We start from the raw sequence: 23,166 nt of genomic DNA on the forward strand, positions 1-23,166 counted from the left end.
GTCGGGTGTGTAAGCGCAGCGATGCGTTGAGCTAACCGATACTAATGAACCGAGAGGCTTAACCTTACAACACCGAAGGTGTTTTGGTGAGAGACGCAAGAAAGAGAATATTTTTAGCTTGTTTTGAGATTGGTTCTGGTGGCTTAAGTAAGCTTAAGCGGCTGGAATAACAGAATATGCCTGGCGGCGATAGCGCGGTGGTCCCACCTGACCCCATGCCGAACTCAGAAGTGAAACGCCGTAGCGCCGATGGTAGTGTGGGGCTTCCCCATGTGAGAGTAGGGAACTGCCAGGCTTTTAATTTAGTGTGCTGATATGGCTCAGTTGGTAGAGCGCACCCTTGGTAAGGGTGAGGTCCCCAGTTCGACTCTGGGTATCAGCACCAGTTATTTGGGTTTAAGTTCGGCGAAAAAAGAATTTGTCTGGCGACGATAGCGCGGTGGTCCCACCTGACCCCATGCCGAACTCAGAAGTGAAACGCCGTAGCGCCGATGGTAGTGTGGGGCTTCCCCATGTGAGAGTAGGACATTGCCAGACTTTAATTGTGTAAGAAACCCCAGCCGAAAGGCTGGGGTTTTTTGCTATTGTCTCTATGTACCGTGATAGCGCGAAAGAGGCCGCGTGAACGGCCTTGTCATGCCGGATTCAGATAACGGCGACGTACTTGGTGCCGTCATTGTTTTGTTTGAGCAGTTCCAGCGCCTGCGGTATTTCATTGAAGGCAACCGTTTGAATACGCGGTAAAACCAGCTGCCCACAACTGACCTGTTTTAGCATCTCTTCACCTGCCTGAACCAATTCTCCCCACTGCTTATGGCTACCGTAAGGGTGAATGGCGGCAAGAGCGATCTCATGCAGTGAAATGCTGGACGTAAAAGCGGGAAGCGGAGACTGCTCAATGCGATCCTGTACGCAGACTAAGTGGCCGTAGTAGCCCAACAGATCCGCCAGAGATATTGCGCTCTGCTGATTAACGGTATCGAAAGCGGCATACAGCGATTGCTCTCCCAAAGAGCGGCTCAGCGCCTGCTGCCACAGCGCGTCGTGATAATCGAATACCCGAACAACGCCGCCGGTAATTAATGCGTCATGATGGCGCGGGCTGGCCGTTACGTAAACTTTAGCGCCGGCCTGGGCCAGTAACTGCGCCAGAATGCCTCCGACTGCTCCGCCGGCCCCGCTGACCAATACATTTTCTCCCTCCAGGTACGGCACGCGCCGCATTGCCTGCCAGGCGGTCAGCCCTGGGCAGGGAAATGCCGCTGCGCTGGCGTCGCTGACGCTATCCGGTACGACAATCAGCGCCCTGGCACTGACGATCGTATGGCGGGCGAAGCTGCCATCGAAACGCAGGTCGGTATGATAGGCTACCCGGGTGCCCAGCCGCAGGTGCGCCGCATTCTTCCCCGTGGCGGCGATAACGCCCATGCCATCCACACCGGGAATCTGCATGTCCTGCCAGGCATCGGGAGGCACGGCCATCAGCTTCCAGTCGACCGGGTTGAGGCCGATGGCCCGGTTTTCAATCAACACCTGATCGTCACTCAACTCAGCCAGCATTTTGTCATCACGTTCAAGCAGGGTGGGATCGGCATGCCGTCTCCACTGCCAGGCTTCAGTTTTTATCATCGGAATCTTATCCTCCTTGCTTTCACTCTGTTCCATTACCTTAATCGATCGAGCCTCTCCCGAATGCCACCGAACAGGCAAAACACTTATGACGAAGAATCAAAAATAAAGGGCCCGAATGGGCCCTTAGTCAAAATGCGTGATTTTAGTGAGAGACGCTACCTGAAATACCCACGCCGGTTTGAGAACGAACAAACTGCGGGAAGAAAAGCGCCCGCTCCTGACGCGCCGCGTCACTGCTGTCCGTTATCGAGAAGAACCAGGTGCCGACGAAGGCCGCCAGCATGGAGAACAGCGCAGGGTATTCATACGGATAAATCGGCGTTGCGTGCCCCAGAACCTTCACCCAAATCGTCGGGCCGAGGATCATCAGCACGACGGCGACAATCAGCCCCAACCAGCCGCCGATCATGGCGCCGCGGGTGGTTAACTTCGACCAATACATAGAAAGAATGATAATGGGGAAGTTACAGCTGGCGGCGATGGAGAAGGCCAGGCCCACCATGAAGGCGATATTCTGGTTTTCAAACAGAATACCCAGGAAAATCGCGACCAATCCCAACACGATCACGGTAATTTTCGACACCTTCAGCTCGTTGCGCTCGGTGGCTTTGCCTTTCATGAATACGTTGGCATAGAGGTCATGAGAAACCGCAGAAGCCCCCGCCAGCGTCAGCCCGGCAACTACCGCCAGAATTGTGGCGAAGGCCACGGCGGAAATGAAGCCGAGGAAGAAGCTGCCGCCCACGGCATCGGCAAGGTGCACCGCCGCCATATTGGTGCCGCCGATAAGCGCGCCGGCAGCGTCTTTAAACGACGGGTTGGCGCCGACCAGCACGATGGCGCCGAAACCGATGATAAACGTCAGGAAGTAGAAATATCCCATGAATCCGGTCGCGTAGAATACGCTCTTACGGGCTTCTTTGGCGTTCTGAACGGTGAAGAAACGCATCAGGATGTGCGGCAGGCCCGCCGTACCAAACATCAATGCCAGGCCCAGTGAGAACGCGGATATCGGATCGGAGACAAGGCCGCCCGGACGCATAATGGCGGCCCCTTTGGGGTTCACGGCCATTGCTTCATTGAACAGGGTGCTGAAGCTGAAACCAACCGACTTCATCACCATAATGGCCATGAAAGAGGCGCCGGCCAGCAGCAGTACGGCTTTGATGATTTGCACCCAGGTTGTTGCCAGCATACCGCCGAACAATACGTAGAGCATCATCAGCACCCCGACCAGGATCACGGCGACATGATAGTTGAGGCCGAACAACAGCTCGATAAGCTTGCCGGCGCCCACCATCTGGGCGATGAGGTACAGCGCCACTACCACCAGAGAGCCGCAGGCGGAAAGCGTGCGGATAGGCTTTTGCTGCAACCGGTAGGAAGCCACATCGGCAAAGGTATAGCGCCCCAGGTTACGCAGGCGTTCGGCAACCAGGAACAGCATGATGGGCCAGCCCACCAGGAAGCCGAGGGAGTAAATCAGGCCGTCGTAACCGGAGGTATAAACCAGTGCGGAAATACCAAGGAAAGACGCCGCGGACATAAAGTCACCCGCCATCGCCAAACCATTTTGCAGGCCGGTAATACTGCCGCCGGCGGTGTAATAGTCATGACGGGAGCGGGTACGTTTTGACGCCCAGTAAGTGATGTACAGCGTCAGTCCGACGAACAGCAGGAACATCACGATGGCCTGAATATTCAGCGGCTGTTTTTCTACCTTTCCAGAGATGGCCTCTGCATGGGAAAAGAGCGGCAGGCTGAGCAGGGAAAGCGCGCCCCAAATTTTGCGAATCATGCCGTTACCTCCGACAGAAGTTCTTTCGTAAGGCGATCGAACTCGCCGTTGGCGCGATAGACATAAACACCGGTTAGTACGAACGAAATGACGATAACCCCGATCCCGATGGGAATGCCGCGGGTTACGCTGGAGTCAGGCGACAACGGCGTGCCGAGCCATTCTGGTGCGAAGGCGATGAGCAAGATGAAGCCGTAATACACAATCAGCATGATTAATGACAATATCCATGCGAACTTCTCTCGTTTCTGCACTAATTCCTTGAAGCGCGGGTTAGTTTCAATCCTTTGATAAATGACATCATTCATCAACTGTGTCTCCTGTGAGGCATTGATTGAACAAAGCCGCGCTCAGGCGGCTTTTGCCATAAATAGCGTTGTTACCGCTACGATGATGTTTGCATTGATTGTTTTTCTTCCAGCAACTTCTCTACTACTCCCGGATCCGCCAGCGTTGAGGTGTCCCCCAGGTTGCTGGTGTCCCCGGAGGCGATCTTGCGCAGAATACGGCGCATGATTTTTCCTGAACGGGTTTTGGGCAGGGCATCGGTCCAGTGCAGGATATCCGGCGTGGCGATGGGGCCGATTTCTTTACGAACCCAGTTGCGGACTTCGTTGTACATATCCGGGGTTGGTTCTTCGCCGTGGTTGAGGGTGATGTAGGCGTAAATCGCCTGCCCTTTGATGCTGTGCGGAATACCGACCACGGCCGCTTCGGCAATTTTGGGATGCGCAACCAGGGCGGATTCGATTTCAGCCGTGCCCAGACGATGACCGGACACGTTCAGCACGTCATCGACGCGGCCGGTGATCCAGTAGTAACCGTCTTCATCGCGACGGGCGCCGTCACCGCTGAAATACATTCCTTTAAAGGTGGAGAAATAGGTTTGTTCGAAACGGTCGTGATCGCCAAACAGCGTGCGTGCCTGGCCGGGCCAGGAGTCGAGCATCACCAGGTTCCCTTCACAGGCGCCCGGAATCGGTTCGCCGGTGTTATCCACCAACGCGGGCTGTACGCCAAAGAAGGGAAGCGTGGCGGAGCCGGCTTTAAGCTCCGTGGCGCCCGGCAGCGGAGTAATCATGAAACCACCGGTTTCGGTCTGCCACCAGGTATCGACGATCGGACATTTGCCGTTGCCGATCTTGTTGAAATACCATTCCCAGGCTTCCGGGTTAATCGGCTCGCCAACTGAACCCATAATACGCAGGGACTCACGGCTGGTGCCTGCAATCGCTTTGTCGCCTTCCGCCATCAGCGCACGAATGGCGGTAGGGGCGGTATAAAGGATATTGACCTGATGCTTGTCGATGACCTGCGACAGACGGTTGACCGCCGGGTAGTTCGGCACGCCCTCGAACATCAGCGTAATGGCGCCGTTGGCCAGCGGGCCATACAGCAGATAGCTGTGGCCGGTGACCCAGCCGACGTCTGCGGTACACCAATAGATATCGCCCGGGTGATAGTCGAAAACGTACTTAAAGGTCGTTGCGGCATACACCAGATACCCGCCGGTGGTGTGCAACACCCCTTTAGGCTTCCCGGTGGAGCCGGAGGTATAAAGGATAAACAGCGGATCTTCCGCATTCATCTCTTCCGGCGGGCAGTCGGCGTCAACGCCTTCCATCAGCTCATGCCACCACTTATCGCGCTGCGGGTTCCAGTCGCCCTCTTTACCGGTACGACGGAAAACCACCACGTGTTCAACGCTCGTCACCGCCGGGTTCTTCAGCGCGTCATCCACGCTCTTTTTCAGCGGAATGGTGCGACCGGCGCGCAGGCCTTCATCGGCGGTAACGATGACTTTACTGTTGGAGTCCACCACGCGCCCGGCAACCGCTTCCGGAGAAAAGCCGCCGAAGATAACCGAATGGATAGCGCCGATACGCGCGCAGGCCAGCATGGCGATCGCCGCTTCCGGCACCATCGGCATATAGATGGCAACCACGTCGCCTTTTTTAACGCCCAGCTTTTTCAGCACATTACCGAAGCGGCAAACTTCATGGTGCAGCTGGCGGTAGGTAATTAGTTCGCTTTCTTCCGGGTTGTCGCCTTCCCAGATAATCGCGGTTTGCTCGCCGCGCTCTGCCAGATGGCGGTCAAGGCAGTTGGCGGCCAGATTCAGGGTGCCGTCTTCAAACCAGCGAATACTGATATGTCCGGGATCGAATGACGTGTTTTTTACTTTGGTAAATGGTTTTATCCAGTCAACGATCTTGCCGTACTCAGCCCAAAAACCGTCCGGATCTTTTACCGAACGCTGATAAAGCTGATGGTATTCTTGTGGGTTTATCAGGGTATGTTCTGCAATGTTTGCAGGAATAGGGTGCTTATGGACCAGGCTCATCGTTATCCTCCTTGCGGATGTTAATGATATGTCAATATAAGGTTAATTGTAGTTTGCCGTAGCGCTTTGTTGTCTTTTTGCGCGATTGATCACGCAATGAAGATATTCAACCTGCCTCGGGGGTTTCATCGGCAGATTGGCGTGAAGTGTGCTGCATGCGGATGAGGGGAGTGATTGGGAATTATAAGAAGATAAAGAAAGTTAACGTGGGCGTATTTATTGGTTTATTGAATAAATAGAAAAATAAGAAAAGGCGTATTTCTTGCCTTAATAACCAAATTTATTGCGAAAGATCAATTTTTATATCTACCTCAATCCGGTTAGACACTATATTAGTGGCTATTACCTGATGAGATAATAACTCAGATTATTCGTGTATAAATAATGGCATGTACGGCCTTGCTCAAATCTTTTCGCAAATTATTCACAATAAAATGACAAATAGCATTGTTAATCATAATACAAATTCAATGACATGATTTTCATGGGTTTTGTTTTGCAAATTTGAGTTTTTTAAGACGTTTAATCATCCTTTGGCGTACAGTGCCCTATAATAAAAGCTTGCAGAATGGCGGCCGCAAGTGGTACAGAAGATAAGATTCCCGTCGTCATCGCGATGGTATGACGGAGATTCCGGCTCCGGCAACAGGGTAAAAGATAAATATAAGAGATCAAAAGATCTCAGAAATATCGAGGACTTTTCGACGAATGAAGAATTTCAAATTCACGTTAGCCTGGCAGATTTTAATCGCGCTTATTCTGGGTATTATTCTTGGTTCAATATTGCACAATCAGGGCGAGTCCCGCGAATGGTTGGTGAGTAATATATTATCTCCGGCGGGGGATATATTCATCCGGCTGATCAAAATGATCGTGGTGCCCATCGTTATCTCCACGCTGATTGTCGGCATTGCGGGCGTCGGCGACGCCAAGAAACTGGGCCGCATCGGCCTGAAAACCATCATCTACTTTGAAATCATTACCACGCTGGCGATCATCATCGGCATTACCTTTGCCAACGTGTTCCAGCCGGGGCAGGGGATTGATATGTCATCCCTGGCGGTGGCGGATATCTCCCAATACGAAAGAACGACGGAGCAGGTGCAAAGCGGCTCCCACAGCCTGATCGCCACGATTTTGTCGCTTATCCCCTCCAACGTGTTCGCCTCCATGGCGCGCGGGGACATGCTGCCGATTATCTTCTTCTCTGTCTTGTTCGGATTAGGGCTTTCTTCCCTGCCGAAAGAGACCAAAGAACCGCTGCTGAAAGTTTTCAGAGGCGTTTCAGAAAGTATGTTCAAAGTGACGCACATGATCATGCGTTACGCGCCGATCGGGGTTTTCGGGCTGATTTCAGTCACGGTCGCCAACTTCGGCTTCGCCTCTTTGGTGCCGCTGGCCAAGCTGGTAGTTCTGGTTTATTTCGCCATCCTGTTTTTTGCCCTGGTGGTGCTGGGGCTCGTGGCGCGCATTTGTAAACTGAGCATCTGGACGCTGATTCGCATCCTGAAGGATGAACTGATCCTGGCTTACTCCACGGCCAGCTCGGAAACCGTGTTGCCGCGCATCATTGAAAAAATGGAAGCCTACGGCGCGCCGAAGTCGATCACCAGTTTCGTGGTGCCGACCGGCTACTCCTTCAACCTGGATGGCTCCACGCTTTATCAGAGTATCGCCGCCATCTTTATCGCCCAGTTGTACGGCATTAACCTGTCCATCGGCCAGGAGATCATTCTGGTGCTGACGCTGATGGTGACGTCCAAGGGGATTGCCGGCGTACCGGGCGTTTCTTTCGTCGTTCTGCTGGCGACGCTGGGCAGCGTCGGTATTCCGCTGGAAGGTTTGGCGTTCATCGCCGGCGTAGACCGTATTCTGGACATGGCGCGCACCGCGCTGAACGTAATCGGCAACGCGTTGGCGGTGCTGGTTGTCGCCAAGTGGGAACATCAGTTCGACAGTAAAAAAGCCAGAGCTTACGAGGCCGAGGTCTTGTCACAAAAAGTGACGCCGGCCAGTCAGGAATAACCTTCCTTCCGGCGCCCGCCGTCCGGGCGGGCGCCTATGACTTACCCTGTGGTTTACCGGAAAAAAGATAACGCAGCAAGGGAATGCGGCGGTGCAACTCATACAGAACCACTGAACCGATAACCACCAGCGTGACGCCTGCGAGAAAACCGATCGCCGGATTCAGATGGAATTCCTCCATGATGCTGCCGTACAGAATTGTGAGCGGATGGTGGACCAGATAGATAAACAGCGACGCGGTGACGAAATACGTGACGACCCGCGATTCCCGGTTCAGCAGCCGGTGCCCCAGCGCCAGGACCGCCTTGGTCATCATCAGGCCGATAATAAACAGTAAAAACAACTGCACGCTGAAGGCGTATTCGCCGAACGTCCGGGTATTTTCATTCAGCAGGAAAAGCCCGACGACGAATAACGTCAGCAGGCCGTCAGGCAGCGTGAGGCGCGTCAGGTTCGACTTATGCTCGCTGTGGGTGAAGGACAGCGCGCCCAGCAGATAAAACGGAATGTACAGCAGGGTATTCATCACCAGAAAATTGAAAGCGGCGCTGGAGGAGATTGTGGGCAGCAGGGCCGCGCTCAGTTTTTGAAACAGCACATAAGCGCCGCCGAGTACGACAAAAATCAGGGGCAGCGCGCGCGGGGCGACGTGCGACCACAACCCGCGCTGCAAAATGGCACGCAGCACCGGTGCGCTGAGCACGGTGATCAGGCTCAGCGTCAGCAGAAACCAGAGATGCGACACCAGATACCAGACGCTGATATTCACCCGCTGCCAAAAACCGGCGTCTCCCCAGTCGCTGATGGCCGTGGTATGGCGCAGAACGAAAATGAACTGAGGCAGGGTGATCAACACCATGGCCGTCAGCATCGGTATCAGCAGGCGCGTCAGGCGTACGTTCAGCCACTTCTTCAGCGGATAACGTTGGTACAGCATGCAGGAAAAGTAGCCGGAGATAACGAAGAAGACCTGCATGCGGAAGGCATGGATGAAGTCGTTAAACAGACTGAGCGGCAGACTTTCCGGCGTACTGTTGACCACCCAGTGATGGCTGGAATAAATCAGGGAAACGTGGAAGGGAATGCCTAATAACATCAGTGCTGCGCGGATATAGTCGAGATAGTGTTCCCGCTGGGTGGTGGTGCTCAATCCGGATGCCCGTATCGTGAGAGTGGGCGTTTACTTTAGGTTTATAACGGCGGGCGGGCAAGCGCTTTACGTGGCTTTTGGACGAATCTGTATCCGGTGTCCGATGACGTCTGTTGTGCTGGAGTTTATGCTTCTGCGGCTAAAGTGAAGGCTTCTTCCGCGGGCGTACGCCCGTCATTTAGGCAAACAAGGATGATGCGATGGGTGAGGTTCCTCAATGACAAAGATAATAATGAAACGTTTTCCGTTAAAACCGTATGTATTACCGCTTCTTTCCCTGAGCTGCCTGGCGTCGCCGGGTGTCCGGGCTGCGGATATTTCGCTCGGCGTCAGCGGCATGGCGTCCGTCTCTGCGTATAAAGCCAAACATACCGACTACATGGCGTTGCCGTCATTCAGCTATGACAACGACATCTGGTACATCGATGGCGCGGAAGCCGGTTACTACGTTCTGAATGACGACACCAACGAGCTGAAGCTCAAGACGTTTTACGACGACAAATCCTATGACGCCGACGACGGCCACGGCGCGATGATGCGCAGCCTGAACGATCGCCACGCCACGCTGATGGCCGGCGCCAGTTATCAGTACACCCTGCCTTTCGGGGCGGTCCGTACTCAGGTCGCCGCCGACGTGCTGAACAACAGCAAGGGCGTTACAGCGAATTTCGCTTATCTGAACATGCTGACCTGCGGCGCGTTTACCGTCGTGCCGGAACTGGGCGTTGACTGGGCGAACGCTCAGCAGAATCGCTATTACTACGGTATTTCTTCAGAAGAAGCCCGGCGGGCGAACATCGCAACCTATCGCCCCGGCTCCGCGTTTACGCCTTATCTCTCCCTGACGCTGGACTACCAGCTCACCGCGCACTGGGAAACGTACGCTTCCGCCCGCGTAGACTGGCTGCCTTCCTCGGTGCGCAACAGCCCGATGATCGACCGCAGTGAAACATACGCTTACGGCGTCGGCGTGAAATATAACTTTTAACGCAGAGTGCGGAGGAGAGATGTCATTAAGTACAACTCTTTATTTTTAAAGGGCTTTCCTTCGCTTCTTGCCGGCGTTTTTTAAACGCCTGTTTAAAAAACATTTATCCGGCCCCCGTTAAACTGTCTGAAATCGTGAAGTACGTATTTTCTTTACGTATGGAGCAAAATTCTCACCATCGTACAGGGTGAGGTTGTCTTTCCATTAACGGTCCTTTCCGCGCTTATGGTTATTAAATCCATCCGTTCCGCGCCACGCCGCCATCCGTGGACGATCCTGTGTGATTTTGACGGAACAATCAGTTTCAAAGACGTTACCGACACGCTGCTGGAAGCCTTTGGTATGCCGGGTTGGGAAGCGCTGGAACAACGCTGGGAAGACGGCGAGATCGGTTCGCAGGAGTGTATGGCCGGGCAAATCGCCTTACTGGACGCCTCGCCGGACGAACTGAATGAGTGCCTGGCCGGCATCGCTATCGACCCCGCTTTTGCCGGTTTCGCGGCGCATGCGCGGATGCGCGGCGTACCGCTGCATATCGTCAGCGACGGCCTGGATTACGCCATTCGCCATATTCTGCGCGCCAACGGCATCGTCAGCGAAATTCCGGTGATTGCCAACCAACTGCGCCAGACCGGCGACCGCCGCTGGAGCCTGGATTTCCCTTATCACAACGCCGGTTGCCTGAAAGCGAGCGGCACCTGCAAATGCGCCGTCGCCAAGGCGGTGGCGGATGACAAGTTTCTGATGATCGGCGACGGGCGCTCAGACTTTTGCGTCTCGCAGATTGCCGATCACGTTTTTGCCAAAAAGAGCCTGGTGGCTGAGTGTGAGCGCTCCGGCGTTCCCTTTACCGTCATGGAGGATTTCGCCCAGGCTCCGGCGCGCCTGGACTGGCTGCTGGAACAGCCGGACATGGCGCATTTCACGCCGGTTGAACTTTTGATACTCCGGGGGATGCGTGATCGAACATCATGATTTTCTGTTACCGGGCAACCGGATCGGCGTGTTGCTCATCCATGGTCTGACCGGAACGCCGACGGAAATGCGCGGCGTCGGGCGTGAGCTGAACCGCGCCGGTTTCACGGTTTACGGCATGCAACTGGCCGGGCACTGCGGCGACGTGGACGACCTGATCGCCACCCGCTGGTCTGACTGGTATCAAAGCGTTATCGCGGCGGCGGAAAAGCTGCGCGAACAGGTGGATTACCTGTTTGTCGGCGGCCTGTCGATGGGGGCGGTGCTGGCGCTGAAGTATGCGTCTGATTTTCCGCGCAGCGTGCAGGGTGTCTTGGTCTACGGCGCGACGTTTCGCTATGACGGCTGGAGTATTCCGGCCATGTCGCAGTTTCTGGCGCCCTGGTTCCTGCCGCTGGCTGGTTTTCTGCGCATTGGCCGCCGTCGCATGTTCAATGAGGAACCGCCGTACGGCATCCGCAATGAGCAACTGCGCAAACGTATTTCGCAGAGCATGCTGAGCGGCGACAGCGGCGCGGCGGGCTTACCCGGCAACCCCTGGCCTTCGCTCAGCGAGATGATCCATCTTTCACGCAACGTACGTAAGTCGCTGCATAAGGTGACGTCGCCCTGCCTGATCCTGCACGCGCAGGAGGACGACATCGCCCACCGCCGTAACGGCGAGCTGGTGCGCGATAACGTCAGCGGGCCGGTGGAAATGGTGTTGCTGAAAAACAGCTACCACATGATCACCATCGATAACGATCGACGCGAGTTGATTACGCGTTCGGTGGATTTTATCCAACACCACGTCCCGGAACGTCATGACGAAGCGCCGGATACCGGCGGCGCTGCGTTGCAGGCGGCATTGCACTCCTCTGCGCTGGGCGCGTAACGGCCGGCAAAAGCGGTAATTTATGAGTCAGTTAACCATCATCCTCTGGATTCTGAACGTCATCGTCGACACCGTAGGGCAGTTGGCGTTCAAGGCCGCCGCCACCTCCGGCGTAAACTACTCCGGCATGGCTCACTGGCGGTACATGCTGAAAAAGCCCTGGATTTGGATCGGCGTCGGCAGCTATGTCCTGGAGTTTGTGCTCTGGCTGGCGTTTCTTTCGCTGGTGCCGCTGTCGGTTGGGGTGATGCTGGGATCGATTAACATCGTCGCGATCATGATTGCCGGGCGGATCTGGTTTAAAGAGAGCCTGAGTAAATGGCGCCTGATCGGTATCCTGCTGATTGCCTGCGGCGTTGCCGTGGTGGGGATTGAATAATGAAACGCTTTTACCTGTTCGGTTTTTTGGCGCTGATGCTGTTCGACACCCTGGCGCAGGTCAGCTTCAAATATGCTTCCCTGCACGCCGAGCCATTGACGCTGGATGCTGCCTGGCTGGTGCGCGTGTTTGGGCATCCCTGGATTTACGGGGCGTTTGTCGGTTATATCGGCGCCTTTTTCACCTGGATGACGTTGCTGAAGTATGCGCCGGTCGGCCCCGCATTTGCCGCTTCTCATCTGGAGATTATCAGCGTCACGCTGGTATCCGTCTGGCTGTTTGACGACACGCTGACGTTGCCTAAACTGATCGGCGGTTCGCTGATACTGGCTGGTATTCTGTGCCTGGCGAAGGCCGAAACCACCCTCCCGGCTGAATCCGCGGCCCCTGCGGAGCCTTCCCGCTCATGACGTTCTCCTCCCGCCGGCAGGAAATCCCGCCTACGGCGGGGCTGCCTGCGCGCTGGCGGGATCTGTTGCGCCCCGCGCAGACCGGTCTGGCGCAGCCCCTTTCCCGTTGGCTGGGCATCCCTTTGCCCGTACTGACCTGTTCCGGCACGGCGGCGCTGATCGTGACGTTACGCACCTTACAGGCCCTGTCTCCCGGTCGTACCAGGATCATCGTTCCTGCCTATACCTGCCCGCTGGTGGCGCTGGCCGCCTTTCACTGCCCGCCGCTGCGGGTTGTGGCGTGTGATTTACGCCCGGATAGCATTGATATGGATGAAGATGCCCTGCGCCGGCTGTGCGATGAACAGACGCTGGCGGTGGTCGTGACGCACCTGGCCGGGCGCGTGGCCGACGTAGCGGGCGTAAAACGCATTACGGCGGCGACGGGCGCGCGCGTGATTGAGGACGCGGCGCAGGCGATGGGTGCCCGGTATCAGGGGCAGAGCGTCGGGCTGGAGGGGGATGTCGGCTTTTTCAGCATGGCGCTGGGAAAAGGGCTGACGACCGCGGAAGGCGGCGTACTGTTCAGCCGTGATGAGGAATTGCACAGTTTGCTGCATGAACGCAGCCGCCGCGATTTGCCGTTCAGCCTGGCCTGGGAAATCCGCCGTTGCGCGGAGCTATGGGGATACGCCTGGTTTTACCGTCCGCAGCGGCTGTTCCGGGTGTACGGTAAAGCGCTGCAAACCGCGCTGGCGCGGGGAGATGAAATCGGCGCGGTCGGAGACGACTTTACGGTGCGCGATATTCCGCTGCATTCGCTGGGCCGCTACCGGCAACGCGCAGGCGCGGCCGCGCTGACGCGCCTGCCGGATTACCAGCAGCGGGCGCGGGAACGGGCGCGACGCCGTGCGGCGCGGCTCTGTGCGCTAGATGGCGTGCAGGTACTGAGCGACGGTGCCGGGCAGCAGGGCGTCTGGCCCTTCCTGCTGGTGATGATGCCGACGCAGGCTGCCCGCGATGCCGTGATGGCGCAGCTATGGACCGCCGGTGTGGGCGTTACCCGGCTGTTTATCCGCCCGTTATCGGGGTACCCGGATGTCGCGCCATTACTGCTTAATACCGGCGATACCCCGAACGCCGTTGCATTCGCCTCCCGCACGCTGTCCATCACGAACAGCCACTGGCTGGATGACGAGACCTTCGACGAAATTGTGCGGGTAATAAGCGCGTCATTGCCGCCATCCGGCGTTAATTTGCGCCAACAGGCGTAAGTTCAGCGCATTTTGCCGTTGCTGCCATTGCCGCAGCACGCTGTCAGACGGCGTTTCCTGCCCGTCGGCGGCGCTCAGCCAGCGTTTGAAGCGGCTTTGATACTGATAGGCCGAGACATCGCCGGTAATATCCGCGCCGACCAAGCGGCCCTGACAGGCGGTCAGCAGCCGTTGCAGATGCGCTTCCAGAAACATGCCCTGATCCCAGTTGGTGTTAACCACTTCCGGTCTGAGGACGTCTTTGTCGATAGAAAGGTAGACCGGCAACGTAGCGTCCATTTTCTGCAAAAAGGCATTCATCAGACTGTCCGCATCAGGAAAAGCAAGCGCTTGCTCTGCTGCGCCCAGGCAGCGCAGCCAGCGGGCGTCAACACCGGTGCTCCAGTAAGTCAGCTTGCCCTTCATCAGCGGCGACCAGTGATTTTCCCAGGCATGACGGGCGGTGATATCCGCGGAACCGATACCGATAACGTGAATGTGTTTTACCCGCGGCAGACGACTGGCCCAGTAAACCCAGGAGCCGCAGTGAATGCCGAACGGATAGCGCATGTTGTCCGGATGGTTATCACAAACGATCAACTGAATGTCTTCCTGCATATTGAGGTGCTTCAGCAGTAGCCAGGTCAGATGGTGGTAATCGCCGCTGCCGGTAAACACGCAGCCGTATTGCGGCGGCAACAGGCTGCTCAGCAGCGGTTTCAGCCGCCGGAAGGCGGACCAGCGGCAGCCGAAGCGGATAAGCTCCTGCCACGTCTGCAACGGCACGTTCACGGCGTCCGGTATGTCATTGACGGAATGGTCGAAGTTGAGGATGACCGGAGTACGGGAGTTCGTCATAACGTCTGTTCCTGATGCCAGTGCGCATCACTTTCGAAATGGTGCCTGAAACGGTTCAGAATCCGGCGCAGCAGCGGGTTACGGACCCAGACCAGATGGCGGGTCAGGGTAAAGCTGGCGCCCAGGCTGGCTTTGACTTCGGGATCGGTCCAGCCGGCGACGTAAAAACGCAGCCCGTTTTCCAGCGCATATTCCAGGTTGACGAACCAACTGACGAAGTAGAGATGGTGCTCCAGCGCCAGGGGGTAATTGAGGCCGATATATTTATCGATCAGCTTATCATGCTGCTGGTAGCACAGGTTGTAGCCGACCAGCGTCTCTCCGTGCCAGTAGAGGAACATCCGTCCGCCGCTGCCGGCGTCGGTGAGCAGCGTGCTGAAAAAGTCCGCGGTCAGCAGGTCGAAGTGTATTTCACTCTGGGCATAGACCGCGAGATAGAGCCGGTAAAGCTCTTTGCGCCAGGCCTCGTCAGAAAAGCGCGCATCGCCGGTGGTCAGAATTTCGACGCGCAACGCATCCCGGCTGCGCAGCTTACGGCGGATATCCCGGCGCCGGCTGCGTGACAGGCGGCTCAGGTATTCGTCCGTATCATCAAAATTGAGCGGCACGTAGGCCAGCGCCTGACCTTCGACGCCGATAAAGCCCTGCCGGATGCAGGCGTTATACAGTGCCTGCGAATAATTGTTGTCGCCGGCTGAGAGCAGCGGCGAGTTTTGCGGAAGATCTTTGACGATAACCAGCTTTTTCTCCGGTGCGCATTTCCGCAACAAATGGCTCATTTCATCGGGGCGAACGTGGGTGGGAAACGGCGCGTATTCGCTGACGGTCGTGCCGGCGAAGCAGGTGTCTATCGTCAAAAACCGGCTCCACCAACGAAAGCCGGGCCAACTGCGCAGTTTTTTGCGCAACGCTTCGTCGGCGGTGGTGAGCAGATCGAAGGGCGCGGAAAAGAGCGGTACGCCGTGTGCGGAAATCCGGGCGGTGAAGCCCTGTGGCGGATGATGCAAAAAAGCGTCGATCAGATGCCGGGATTCCATATGGTTGGCATAGTGAATCACGGCGCGTTCGTCATCGGTCATCAGTCGTTGTTCCGTCGGGGATGACAAAGGCGCACCTGCGTGCGCCCGTGTGTTTTCCTGAGTCGCGTTTTTGAAGCAAAGCCCGGCGCGCTTACAGTTCGCGCTTGGCCCGGACGATCAGTTGATCTAGCATTTCGATGGCCTGATCGATCTCGCTGCGGCTGATTTCCAGCGACGGCGCGAAGGTGATGACGTTTTTGTAGTAACCGCCCACGTCCAGCACCAGGCCGCTTTTCTGGCCTTTATAGTCCAGCGTGCCGGACAGACCGATATCCACCATTTTGTCGAGCAGCGCCTTGTTCGGCGTAAAGCCGTCGGCTTCGCACAGCTCGGCGCGCAGTGCCAGACCCAGGCCATCCACGTCACCGATTTCCCGGTGGCGCGACTGCAACGTCTTCAGCCCTTCGAGGAAGTAGGCTCCGCTCTCCATCACCTGCTTCTCGTAATCTTTTTCCGCCAGCATGCGCATGACTTCCAGGCCCACCGACGTGCCCAGCGGGTTGGAGGCGAAGGTCGAGTGGGTAGAGCCAACCGGGAAGGTGGTCGGGTTGATCATCTCTTCGCGCGCCCAGACGCCGGCCAGCGGATTCAGACCGTTGGTCAGCGCTTTACCGAACACCAGCACATCCGGGGTGATGCCGAAGTGTTCCACGGACCACAGTTTACCGGTGCGGTAGAAGCCCATCTGGATTTCATCAACGACCAGCAGAATGCCATGATCGTCCAGCACCTTTTTAAGACCTTTATAGAAGTTGCGCGGCGGAATCACGTAACCGCCGGTACCCTGGATCGGTTCAATGTAGAACGCGGCAAACTCGGACTGGCCCACTTTCGGGTCCCAGACGCCGTGGTATTCGTTCTCAAACAAGCGGGCGAAGTCAGCAATCAGCTTGTCGGCGTACTCTTCCGGCGTCATGCCTTTCTGGCGGCGGAACGGGTACGGGAACGGGATAAACTGGGCGCGCTCGCCGAAATGGCCGAAGCGGCGACGGTAACGGTAGCTGGACGTGATGGAAGAGGCGCCCAGCGTACGGCCGTGGTAGCCGCCTTCAAAGGCGAACATACGGCTTTTGCCGTTGCAGAAGTTACGCACCAGCTTCAGCGAGTCGTCGATTGACTGTGAACCGCCGACGTTATAGTGCACGCGCCCCGGCAGGCCGAACTTCTTCTCCATATCCTGCGCGATGATTTTGCTCAGCTCGATTTTGGTCGGGTGCAGATACTGGCTGGCGATCTGCGGCAAAACGTCGATCTGCTTTTTCAGCGCATTGTCCAGGCGCGGGTTCGCGTAGCCAAAGTTAACGGCGGAGTACCACATCTGGAGGTCCAGGTAAGGCGTGCCTTCGGCGTCAAACAGATAGCTGCCCTTGCAGCTGTCGAAAATCTTCGGCGGGTTAACATAGTGAACGGTATCACCGTGGGAGCAATACTTCGCTTCATCCGCCAGCAGTTGTTCTTCGTAAGGGGTCATAACATCTCCAGCCTGTGAAAAGGGGATTTACCCGTGATGCTTACCCGTTGCAGAGGTATCGGTGACACAAGCTTCGGGAGGCTTACTCCCTTGCCGTTTGTCTGCAACGAGAGGGAGTCAGGGTATGGAACAGGAGGGATTATATCGATGCCTGAAATCGGTGCTTTTTGTTCTCCGGAGATGTTGAACGATTGTTTATATTTCTGGCGATAATGTTTATTGTCTGTTTATGTTTTACCGTGATTATTAGCAGGATTAATTTTAAAAGGTATTATTTACATAGAGTTACTGTAACGATAAGGGGAAGGTTAGGCGGGCAGGGAGGTTTGCGGTAGGTGCGCGGCACAATCGTTACTGCCGATGCCTGTCGGTTGATCTCATCAGCCTGGCGCTGACGGAATGTTCACTGGCGGCAAAGTCTGCGTTATCTCCGCCGCCACCGTAACCTGCTATTTCATCATTTTGACTTCATGAGGCGGGCATCATGCCGCCAGGCATAGTAGCCGCTGGGATGCACGTCCATCAGCCGGCATAGTCGCTGTACGGGCCAGCGATGGCTGTTGTCCTTAATGAAGGCGTACCTTAGCCGGACAGCTTTGCAAAGTACGCCTTCGCTTTTTTTAGCATATTCCGCTCTTCGGTGACGCGCTTCAGTTCTCTCTGAAGCCGCCGGAGCTCATACTGAACGTCGGCCTCTGCTTTATGCGAGGACGCATTGGGGCCAAACTTTTTCATCCAGGCATACAGGCTGTGTGTTGTTACGCCAAGTCGCTGGGCTACATCTGCGACAGAAAGTTTGTCGTCTGTAATTAGCTTAACCGCTTTGATTTTGAATTCATCGGGATAGCGTTTTGCGCTCATATTTACCTTCTTTTCATGTCTTCCATTTTGACTCAGAGGTATCTAGAGTTTAATTTTCCTACTCTTGCTTTATTTGTCCATATAGTATGGATTTAATAGTCCTGAAATGGGTTATCTAAGTTTAAAGTGTCTATAAAAATGCCCCATAAAAATGGCTTTAAATTATCTACAAGTTGAATGGTCTCATATTGGTTATTGCTTAAATGGAGTAAGTCATTTTTCTGGTTTAAAATTGTACATTCGTAGTCATCTTATCTAGCTATAATGTGTCTACACGGTTATATCTTATGTTATTTGATTATCGATTAAATGATTTTTGTATTATTAGATCATACAAATAATTTGTTTCATTATAATTAGATAATTTACTCACATAAATTAATAGTTTTTCTTATGTTAACGTGCTTTTTTAATTGTGATGATTTTTTTAACTTATGGATTTCTCTATATTTTTTTTATTAAAAATCAATAAATTGTGTTTTATTTTGAAAAAAGGGGCGGTTTGCCCGCCCCTTTTTATCAGTTAAAATTACTCTTCTGTTGGTAGCTAGTCAACATAAGGAATGGGTGCGAAAAGTAACTGACATGATGCCATAACTGACGATTTGATTATTTTAAATCAGGCGTTTTTTGTCAAGCTTATATTTGGGTTGTTTAAAGATCTTACGCGTGGTAATTATCGTAATTTATTTTTTGGTTAGGTAAGAAAATTCTCTTGCTGTCTATTTTTACTTATTTTTTCTTATTAATTTTTTACATTTTTACCAGGTTTTTAATATTGGTTATTACAGATTTTTATGGAAAAAGCGATCATAAACAATTGGTTAGGTAATTTTGGTTAGTGCTAGGGTGAATGGGTGGCTCTTAGATTTCATTGTCTGCGAAAGTTTCTGAGTTTTTACCTCCATGTTTTCACAAAATAATCGATGGTAAGTTATAAACGGCCTCTTCTGGGTAAGGGTATTTCTTATCCGGGAAAAAAAGGAAACGAACTAGATTCATAGCATGATGCTTGGAGTTATATATGACGGAAAAAAAAATAGTTCTGGCTGTTAACAGCGGAGAAGGAAAAACTCGGCTTTTGACCGCGGATGCGGCCAAGGCAGTTAAGGTGAAACTGCTTCACGGCAACAAGTATCTGCTGAAGAACGTCAATGACGACTTCGCGCCGGAAAACATTACACTTAAGCGCGTGGGTAATGCATTACACGTGATTCAGGAAGGGGATACGCAACCCAGCATCATCATCGAAGACTACTTCAACGGTGATGCGAACAACCCGGTATTGCTGGGAATGGCGGAGGATGGCCAGCTCTACTCATACATTCCCATCTCCGGTGAAGGTTACGAAACAGGCTATTTGATCGCTGACGGAGAGCTCTCTCCGGTAGCGCTGGGGGGAGAATCCCTGGGTTCCGGCAGTGGCATTTTTGCCGCTGCGGATGACGACAACGACATGTTGTTTGGTTTCCTGGGCTGGCTCGCCGCCGCCGCCGCTATCGGCGGAATTGCGGCCGCCATCGCGGATGACGACGATGACGACCATCACTCTGCTCCGAATGCGCCGTCAATCGGCGAAGTTATGGACAACACGGGTTCCATTACCGGTCCGATCAAAAGCGGCGACGTCACTGACGAAACCAAGCCGGTAATGAGCGGCACGGGTAACCCGGGCAACACGGTTACCATTTACGACAACGGTAAAGCCATCGGCTCTACGACCGTAGGTGACGACGGCAAGTGGACCTTTACCCCGGAAACCCCGCTGGGCGAAGGCAAACACGCAATTACTGTGACTGAAACCGACTCTCGCGGCAGCACCAGCGAGCCCTCCGCGCCCATCGACTTCGACGTTGATACCACGGCCCCGGCTGCGCCCACCATTGAACACATCATGGACAAAGTTGGCGACATTACCGGTGAAATCAACAACGGTGGCGCTACCGACGACGCGAAGCCGGAAATCAGCGGTACTGGTGAAGTCGGCGCGACGGTCACTATCTACGACAACGGTAAGGTTATCGGCCAGACTGAAGTCAATTCTGACGGGCGCTGGTACTTCATTCCGGAAACCGCGCTGGCTGACGGTCAGCACAAAATTACCGTTACGCAGACCGACAAAGCGGGCAACGTCAGCGATCCTTCCGACATTCGTGATTTCAACGTAATTACCGGTCTGATGGATAAGTCGGAACTGCCTGAAATCCTTGATAATACGGGTTCAATCACCGGCCCGCTGCATAGCGGCGACGTAACGGATGAAACTAAGCCGACGTTTAACGGTGACGGTACGCCGGGCAATACCATCATCATCGAAGATAACGGCAAAGTGATTGGCTCCACCGTCGTTGATGACGACGGAAAATGGACGTTCATCCCGGAAACCCCGCTGGACGAAGGTAAACATGAGCTGGTGGTCAGCGAGAAAGATCCCGCCGGCAACACCAGCGATCGCAGCGACCCGATTGAAATCGAAGTTGATACCACCCCGCCGAACAAGCCGGACGTTGCTAATGCTCAGGACAACACCGGTTCCATTACCGGCCCGATCCAGAACGGCGGCGTTACCGATGAAACCAAACCGGTATTCAGCGGCGGCGGCGAACCTGGCGACAAAGTCACTATCTACGACGGTGACAAAGTTCTGGGCACCACGACCATTGACGAAAACGGTAAGTGGACCTTTACGCCGGACGAAGCGCTGTCCGAAGGCGATCACAGCATCACGGTAACCCAGAGCGACCCGGCTGGTAACGTCAGTGAATCCTCCGATCCGCTGGAATTTGAAGTTGATACTACCCCGCCGAACCCGGGTGAAGATGTCCTGAAGATCACCGGCGTGGAAGACAACGTGGGCGATAACCAGGGCAACGTGGCGAGCGGCGACACCACCGACGACAGCCAGCCGGTTATCAGCGGTATCGGCGAAGCCGGCAACACGGTTTACGTCTACAGCACCGACGCCGCCGGCAAGCACCTGATCGGCTCCGCCATCGTGAACGGCGAAGGTAAGTGGTCACTGACCCCGGATACCCCGCTGCTGGAAGGGCTGAACCAGCTGACGCTGGAAAGCAGCGATCCGGCAGGCAACCGTATCGAAGGTAAGGCGCCGTCTTACGACGTCAATATCCTGATCCCGGTCAGCACCGAGCCGTCTATCGGCAGCGTGGTCGATAACGTTGAACCGCACACCGGCCCGCTGCAGAAGGGCGATGTGACCAATGACAGCACCCCGACCCTGAGCGGCGCCGCCACGCCGGGCGACATCGTGACCATCAAGGATAACGGCCAGCCGATCGGCAGCGTTGTGGCTGACGAGAACGGCAAGTGGAGCTTCACGCCGGAAACCGGTCTGAAAGACGGCAACCATAACCTGACCGTAACCGCCACCGATGCGGCCGGCAACAGCAAGGACAGCGGCAGCTTCCCGATTGTTATTGACACCGTACCGCCGAAGCCGGCGGAAAACATCGTTATTGAAGATAACGTTGGCGACAAGCAGGGCGAAGTAAAAGACGGTGACACCACCGACGATCGCACCCCGACCCTGAACGGCGAAGCCGAGCCGGGCAGCACCGTGACCATCATCGACAACGGCGAAGTCATCGGCACTGCCACGGTAGACGACGACGGTAAGTGGACCTTTACCCCGGAAACCCCGCTGGATAAGGGTGATCATGAAATCACCACCGAAGTCACCGATCCGGCCGGCAACACCAGCGAGCCGACTCCGGGTATCACCATCACCGTCGATCCGGAACCGAATGAAGTGATCATCGGCGCAGTGAAAGACGACCAGGGTCCGATCACCGGTAACGTGAAACCGGGTGGCGTCACCGATGACGCACGTCCGGAAATCACCGGCGAAGGCAAGCCGGGCAGCACCGTGACCGTGAAGGACGGCGACGCCGTTCTGGGCACCACCATCGTGAAACCGGACGGCTCCTGGAGCTTTACGCCGGAAGAAGATCTGGGTGAAGGCGAGCACAGCCTGACCGTTGTTTCTACCGATCCGGCAGGCAACGAAGTGACCTCCCCGGCCTTCGAACTGACGGTTGATACCGAATCCCCGGACCAGCCGTCTATCGGCTCCGCCACTGACGATGTGGGCGAGAAACGTGGTGAGCTGAACAATGGCGATGTCACCGACGATTCAACCCCGACCCTGAAAGGGGAAGCGGAAGCAGGTAGCCGCGTAGATATCTACGACAACGGCGAGCTGATCGGCTCCGTTGTTGCTGATGAAAACGGCGCCTGGAGCTTCACCCCGACCACGCCGCTGCCGGAAGGCGAACATAAGTTCACCACCACGGCAACGGACGAAGCGGGCAATACCAGCAAGCCGTCAGAAGAGTTCGTACTGACCACCGATTATTCCCCGCCGAATCCGGGTGAAGATGTCCTGAAGATCACCGGCGTGGAAGACAACGTGGGCGATAACCAGGGCAACGTGGCGAGCGGCGACACCACCGACGACAGCCAGCCGGTTATCAGCGGTATCGGCGAAGCCGGCAACACGGTTTACGTCTACAGCACCGACACCGCCGGCAAGCACCTGATCGGCTCCGCCATCGTGAACGGCGAAGGTAAGTGGTCACTGACCCCGGATACCCCGCTGCTGGAAGGGCTGAACCAGCTGACGTTGGAAAGCAGCGATCCGGCGGGCAACCGTATCGAAGGTAAGGCGCCGTCTTATGACGTCAATATCCTGATCCCGGTCAGCACCGAGCCGTCTATCGGCAGCGTGGTCGATAACGTTGAACCGCACACCGGCCCGCTGCAGAAGGGCGATGTGACCAATGACAGCACCCCGACCCTGAGCGGCGCCGCCGCACCGGGCGACATCGTGACCATCAAGGATAACGGCCAGCCGATCGGCAGCGTTGTGGCTGACGAGAACGGCAAGTGGAGCTTCACGCCGGAAACCGGCCTGGAAGACGGCAACCATAACCTGACCGTGACCGCCACCGATGCGGCCGGCAACAACAAGGACAGCGGCAGCTTCCCGATTGTTATCGACACCGTACCGCCGAAGCCGGCGGAAAACATCGTTATTGAAGATAACGTTGGCGACAAGCAGGGCGAAGTGA

Annotated in this window: 16 protein-coding genes, 1 tRNA gene, 2 rRNA genes and 1 pseudogene; 11 read left to right on the plus strand and 9 right to left on the minus strand. The window is 55.4% G+C overall.

Annotated features, from left to right (window positions below):
• Positions 1–179 precede the first annotated feature (179 nt).
• The 3 genes from rrf (C8D90_RS21155) (at position 180) to rrf (C8D90_RS21165) (ending at position 537) form a co-directional block, all read left to right on the plus strand.
• Positions 180–295 (plus strand): 5S ribosomal RNA (rrf, locus tag C8D90_RS21155).
• Between the two features lie 14 nt (positions 296–309).
• Positions 310–385: transfer RNA gene (locus tag C8D90_RS21160), tRNA-Thr, on the plus strand.
• Between the two features lie 36 nt (positions 386–421).
• Positions 422–537, plus strand: a 5S ribosomal RNA gene (gene rrf, locus C8D90_RS21165).
• A gap of 108 nt (positions 538–645) precedes the next feature.
• Here rrf (C8D90_RS21165) and C8D90_RS21170 read toward each other — a convergent pair.
• The 4 genes from C8D90_RS21170 to acs form a co-directional block, all read right to left on the minus strand.
• Positions 646–1,629 (minus strand): alcohol dehydrogenase catalytic domain-containing protein, encoded by a 984-nt coding sequence (locus C8D90_RS21170; protein ID WP_115460467.1) that lies wholly within the window; start codon positions 1,627–1,629, stop codon positions 646–648.
• A gap of 145 nt (positions 1,630–1,774) precedes the next feature.
• Complete coding sequence (locus C8D90_RS21175) at positions 1,775–3,430, minus strand: cation acetate symporter (RefSeq protein WP_115460449.1); 1,656 nt, start codon at positions 3,428–3,430, stop codon at positions 1,775–1,777.
• Positions 3,427–3,738, minus strand: coding sequence for a DUF485 domain-containing protein (locus C8D90_RS21180; protein WP_115460450.1), 312 nt, complete (start codon positions 3,736–3,738; stop codon positions 3,427–3,429). Before C8D90_RS21180 ends, C8D90_RS21175 begins: the two co-directional genes overlap by 4 nt.
• Before the next feature lie 77 nt (positions 3,739–3,815).
• Complete coding sequence (acs, locus tag C8D90_RS21185; protein ID WP_115460451.1) at positions 3,816–5,774, minus strand: acetate--CoA ligase; 1,959 nt, start codon at positions 5,772–5,774, stop codon at positions 3,816–3,818.
• Positions 5,775–6,482: 708 nt separating this feature from the next.
• On the opposite strand from acs, the gene gltP reads away from it, so the two are divergent.
• The gene (gene gltP, locus C8D90_RS21190) at positions 6,483–7,799 is read left to right on the plus strand and encodes a glutamate/aspartate:proton symporter GltP (protein WP_115460452.1); all 1,317 of its coding nucleotides are present in this window, start codon (positions 6,483–6,485) and stop codon (positions 7,797–7,799) included.
• 34 nt (positions 7,800–7,833) lie between these two features.
• On the opposite strand, the gene mdoC is transcribed toward gltP, so the two are convergent.
• Positions 7,834–8,895, minus strand: a complete 1,062-nt coding sequence (gene mdoC / locus C8D90_RS21195; RefSeq protein ID WP_230473076.1) for a glucans biosynthesis protein MdoC — start codon at positions 8,893–8,895, stop codon at positions 7,834–7,836.
• A gap of 271 nt (positions 8,896–9,166) precedes the next feature.
• Between mdoC and C8D90_RS21200 the strand changes: the two genes are divergently transcribed.
• From C8D90_RS21200 to C8D90_RS21225, 6 genes are all read left to right on the plus strand, one after another.
• Entirely contained in the window at positions 9,167–9,937 is a 771-nt protein-coding gene (locus C8D90_RS21200; RefSeq protein WP_115460454.1) for a MipA/OmpV family protein, read from the plus strand.
• Between the two features lie 225 nt (positions 9,938–10,162).
• Complete coding sequence (locus C8D90_RS21205; RefSeq protein ID WP_115460455.1) at positions 10,163–10,912, plus strand: MtnX-like HAD-IB family phosphatase; 750 nt, start codon at positions 10,163–10,165, stop codon at positions 10,910–10,912.
• A complete protein-coding gene (locus C8D90_RS21210; RefSeq protein ID WP_115460456.1) occupies positions 10,896–11,786 on the plus strand; it encodes an alpha/beta hydrolase in 891 nt (296 codons plus the stop codon). The genes C8D90_RS21205 and C8D90_RS21210 overlap by 17 nt, the downstream gene beginning before the upstream one ends.
• A 22-nt stretch (positions 11,787–11,808) precedes the next feature.
• Positions 11,809–12,165 (plus strand): EamA family transporter, encoded by a 357-nt coding sequence (locus C8D90_RS21215; RefSeq protein ID WP_115460457.1) that lies wholly within the window; start codon positions 11,809–11,811, stop codon positions 12,163–12,165.
• The gene (locus C8D90_RS21220) at positions 12,165–12,575 is read left to right on the plus strand and encodes a DMT family transporter (protein WP_115460458.1); all 411 of its coding nucleotides are present in this window, start codon (positions 12,165–12,167) and stop codon (positions 12,573–12,575) included. The genes C8D90_RS21215 and C8D90_RS21220 overlap by 1 nt, the downstream gene beginning before the upstream one ends.
• Entirely contained in the window at positions 12,572–13,828 is a 1,257-nt protein-coding gene (locus C8D90_RS21225; protein ID WP_115460459.1) for a DegT/DnrJ/EryC1/StrS family aminotransferase, read from the plus strand. Before C8D90_RS21220 ends, C8D90_RS21225 begins: the two co-directional genes overlap by 4 nt.
• Here C8D90_RS21225 and C8D90_RS21230 read toward each other — a convergent pair.
• From C8D90_RS21230 to C8D90_RS21245, 4 genes and pseudogenes are all read right to left on the minus strand, one after another.
• On the minus strand, positions 13,787–14,665 hold the full coding sequence (locus tag C8D90_RS21230) for an arginase family protein (protein ID WP_115460460.1): 879 nt from the start codon (positions 14,663–14,665) through the stop codon (positions 13,787–13,789). The genes C8D90_RS21225 and C8D90_RS21230 overlap by 42 nt on opposite strands.
• Positions 14,662–15,771: a GNAT family N-acetyltransferase gene (locus C8D90_RS21235; protein WP_221810663.1), complete on the minus strand. Its 1,110-nt coding sequence runs from the start codon at positions 15,769–15,771 to the stop codon at positions 14,662–14,664. The genes C8D90_RS21230 and C8D90_RS21235 overlap by 4 nt, the downstream gene beginning before the upstream one ends.
• Before the next feature lie 64 nt (positions 15,772–15,835).
• Entirely contained in the window at positions 15,836–17,215 is a 1,380-nt protein-coding gene (locus tag C8D90_RS21240) for an aspartate aminotransferase family protein (RefSeq protein WP_115460462.1), read from the minus strand.
• A gap of 475 nt (positions 17,216–17,690) precedes the next feature.
• Positions 17,691–18,076, minus strand: a pseudogene (locus tag C8D90_RS21245) (transposase); the annotation flags it as partial.
• Positions 18,077–19,187: 1,111 nt separating this feature from the next.
• Here C8D90_RS21245 and C8D90_RS22130 point away from each other — a divergent pair.
• Positions 19,188–23,166 (plus strand): Ig-like domain-containing protein (locus C8D90_RS22130; protein WP_230473074.1); only part of this gene is annotated, 3,979 nt, incomplete at its 3' end.

It is taken from the genome of Enterobacillus tribolii (genome assembly GCF_003363015.1).
Taxonomy (GTDB): domain Bacteria; phylum Pseudomonadota; class Gammaproteobacteria; order Enterobacterales; family Enterobacteriaceae; genus Enterobacillus; species Enterobacillus tribolii.

Excerpts from the sequence above, each read along its gene's own strand:
- gltP (WP_115460452.1), top strand. The coding sequence starts at position 6,483 with ATGAAGAATTTCAAATTCACGTTAGCCTGGCAGATTTTAATCGCGCTT.
- C8D90_RS21180 (WP_115460450.1), bottom strand. The coding sequence starts at position 3,738 with ATGAATGATGTCATTTATCAAAGGATTGAAACTAACCCGCGCTTCAAG.
- mdoC (WP_230473076.1), bottom strand. The coding sequence starts at position 8,895 with ATGTTATTAGGCATTCCCTTCCACGTTTCCCTGATTTATTCCAGCCAT.
- C8D90_RS21170 (WP_115460467.1), bottom strand. The coding sequence starts at position 1,629 with ATGATAAAAACTGAAGCCTGGCAGTGGAGACGGCATGCCGATCCCACC.
- C8D90_RS21230 (WP_115460460.1), bottom strand. The coding sequence starts at position 14,665 with ATGACGAACTCCCGTACTCCGGTCATCCTCAACTTCGACCATTCCGTC.
- C8D90_RS21220 (WP_115460458.1), top strand. The coding sequence starts at position 12,165 with ATGAAACGCTTTTACCTGTTCGGTTTTTTGGCGCTGATGCTGTTCGAC.
- acs (WP_115460451.1), bottom strand. The coding sequence starts at position 5,774 with ATGAGCCTGGTCCATAAGCACCCTATTCCTGCAAACATTGCAGAACAT.
- C8D90_RS21175 (WP_115460449.1), bottom strand. The coding sequence starts at position 3,430 with ATGATTCGCAAAATTTGGGGCGCGCTTTCCCTGCTCAGCCTGCCGCTC.
- C8D90_RS21205 (WP_115460455.1), top strand. The coding sequence starts at position 10,163 with ATGGTTATTAAATCCATCCGTTCCGCGCCACGCCGCCATCCGTGGACG.
- C8D90_RS21215 (WP_115460457.1), top strand. The coding sequence starts at position 11,809 with ATGAGTCAGTTAACCATCATCCTCTGGATTCTGAACGTCATCGTCGAC.
- C8D90_RS21200 (WP_115460454.1), top strand. The coding sequence starts at position 9,167 with ATGACAAAGATAATAATGAAACGTTTTCCGTTAAAACCGTATGTATTA.
- C8D90_RS21240 (WP_115460462.1), bottom strand. The coding sequence starts at position 17,215 with ATGACCCCTTACGAAGAACAACTGCTGGCGGATGAAGCGAAGTATTGC.
- C8D90_RS21225 (WP_115460459.1), top strand. The coding sequence starts at position 12,572 with ATGACGTTCTCCTCCCGCCGGCAGGAAATCCCGCCTACGGCGGGGCTG.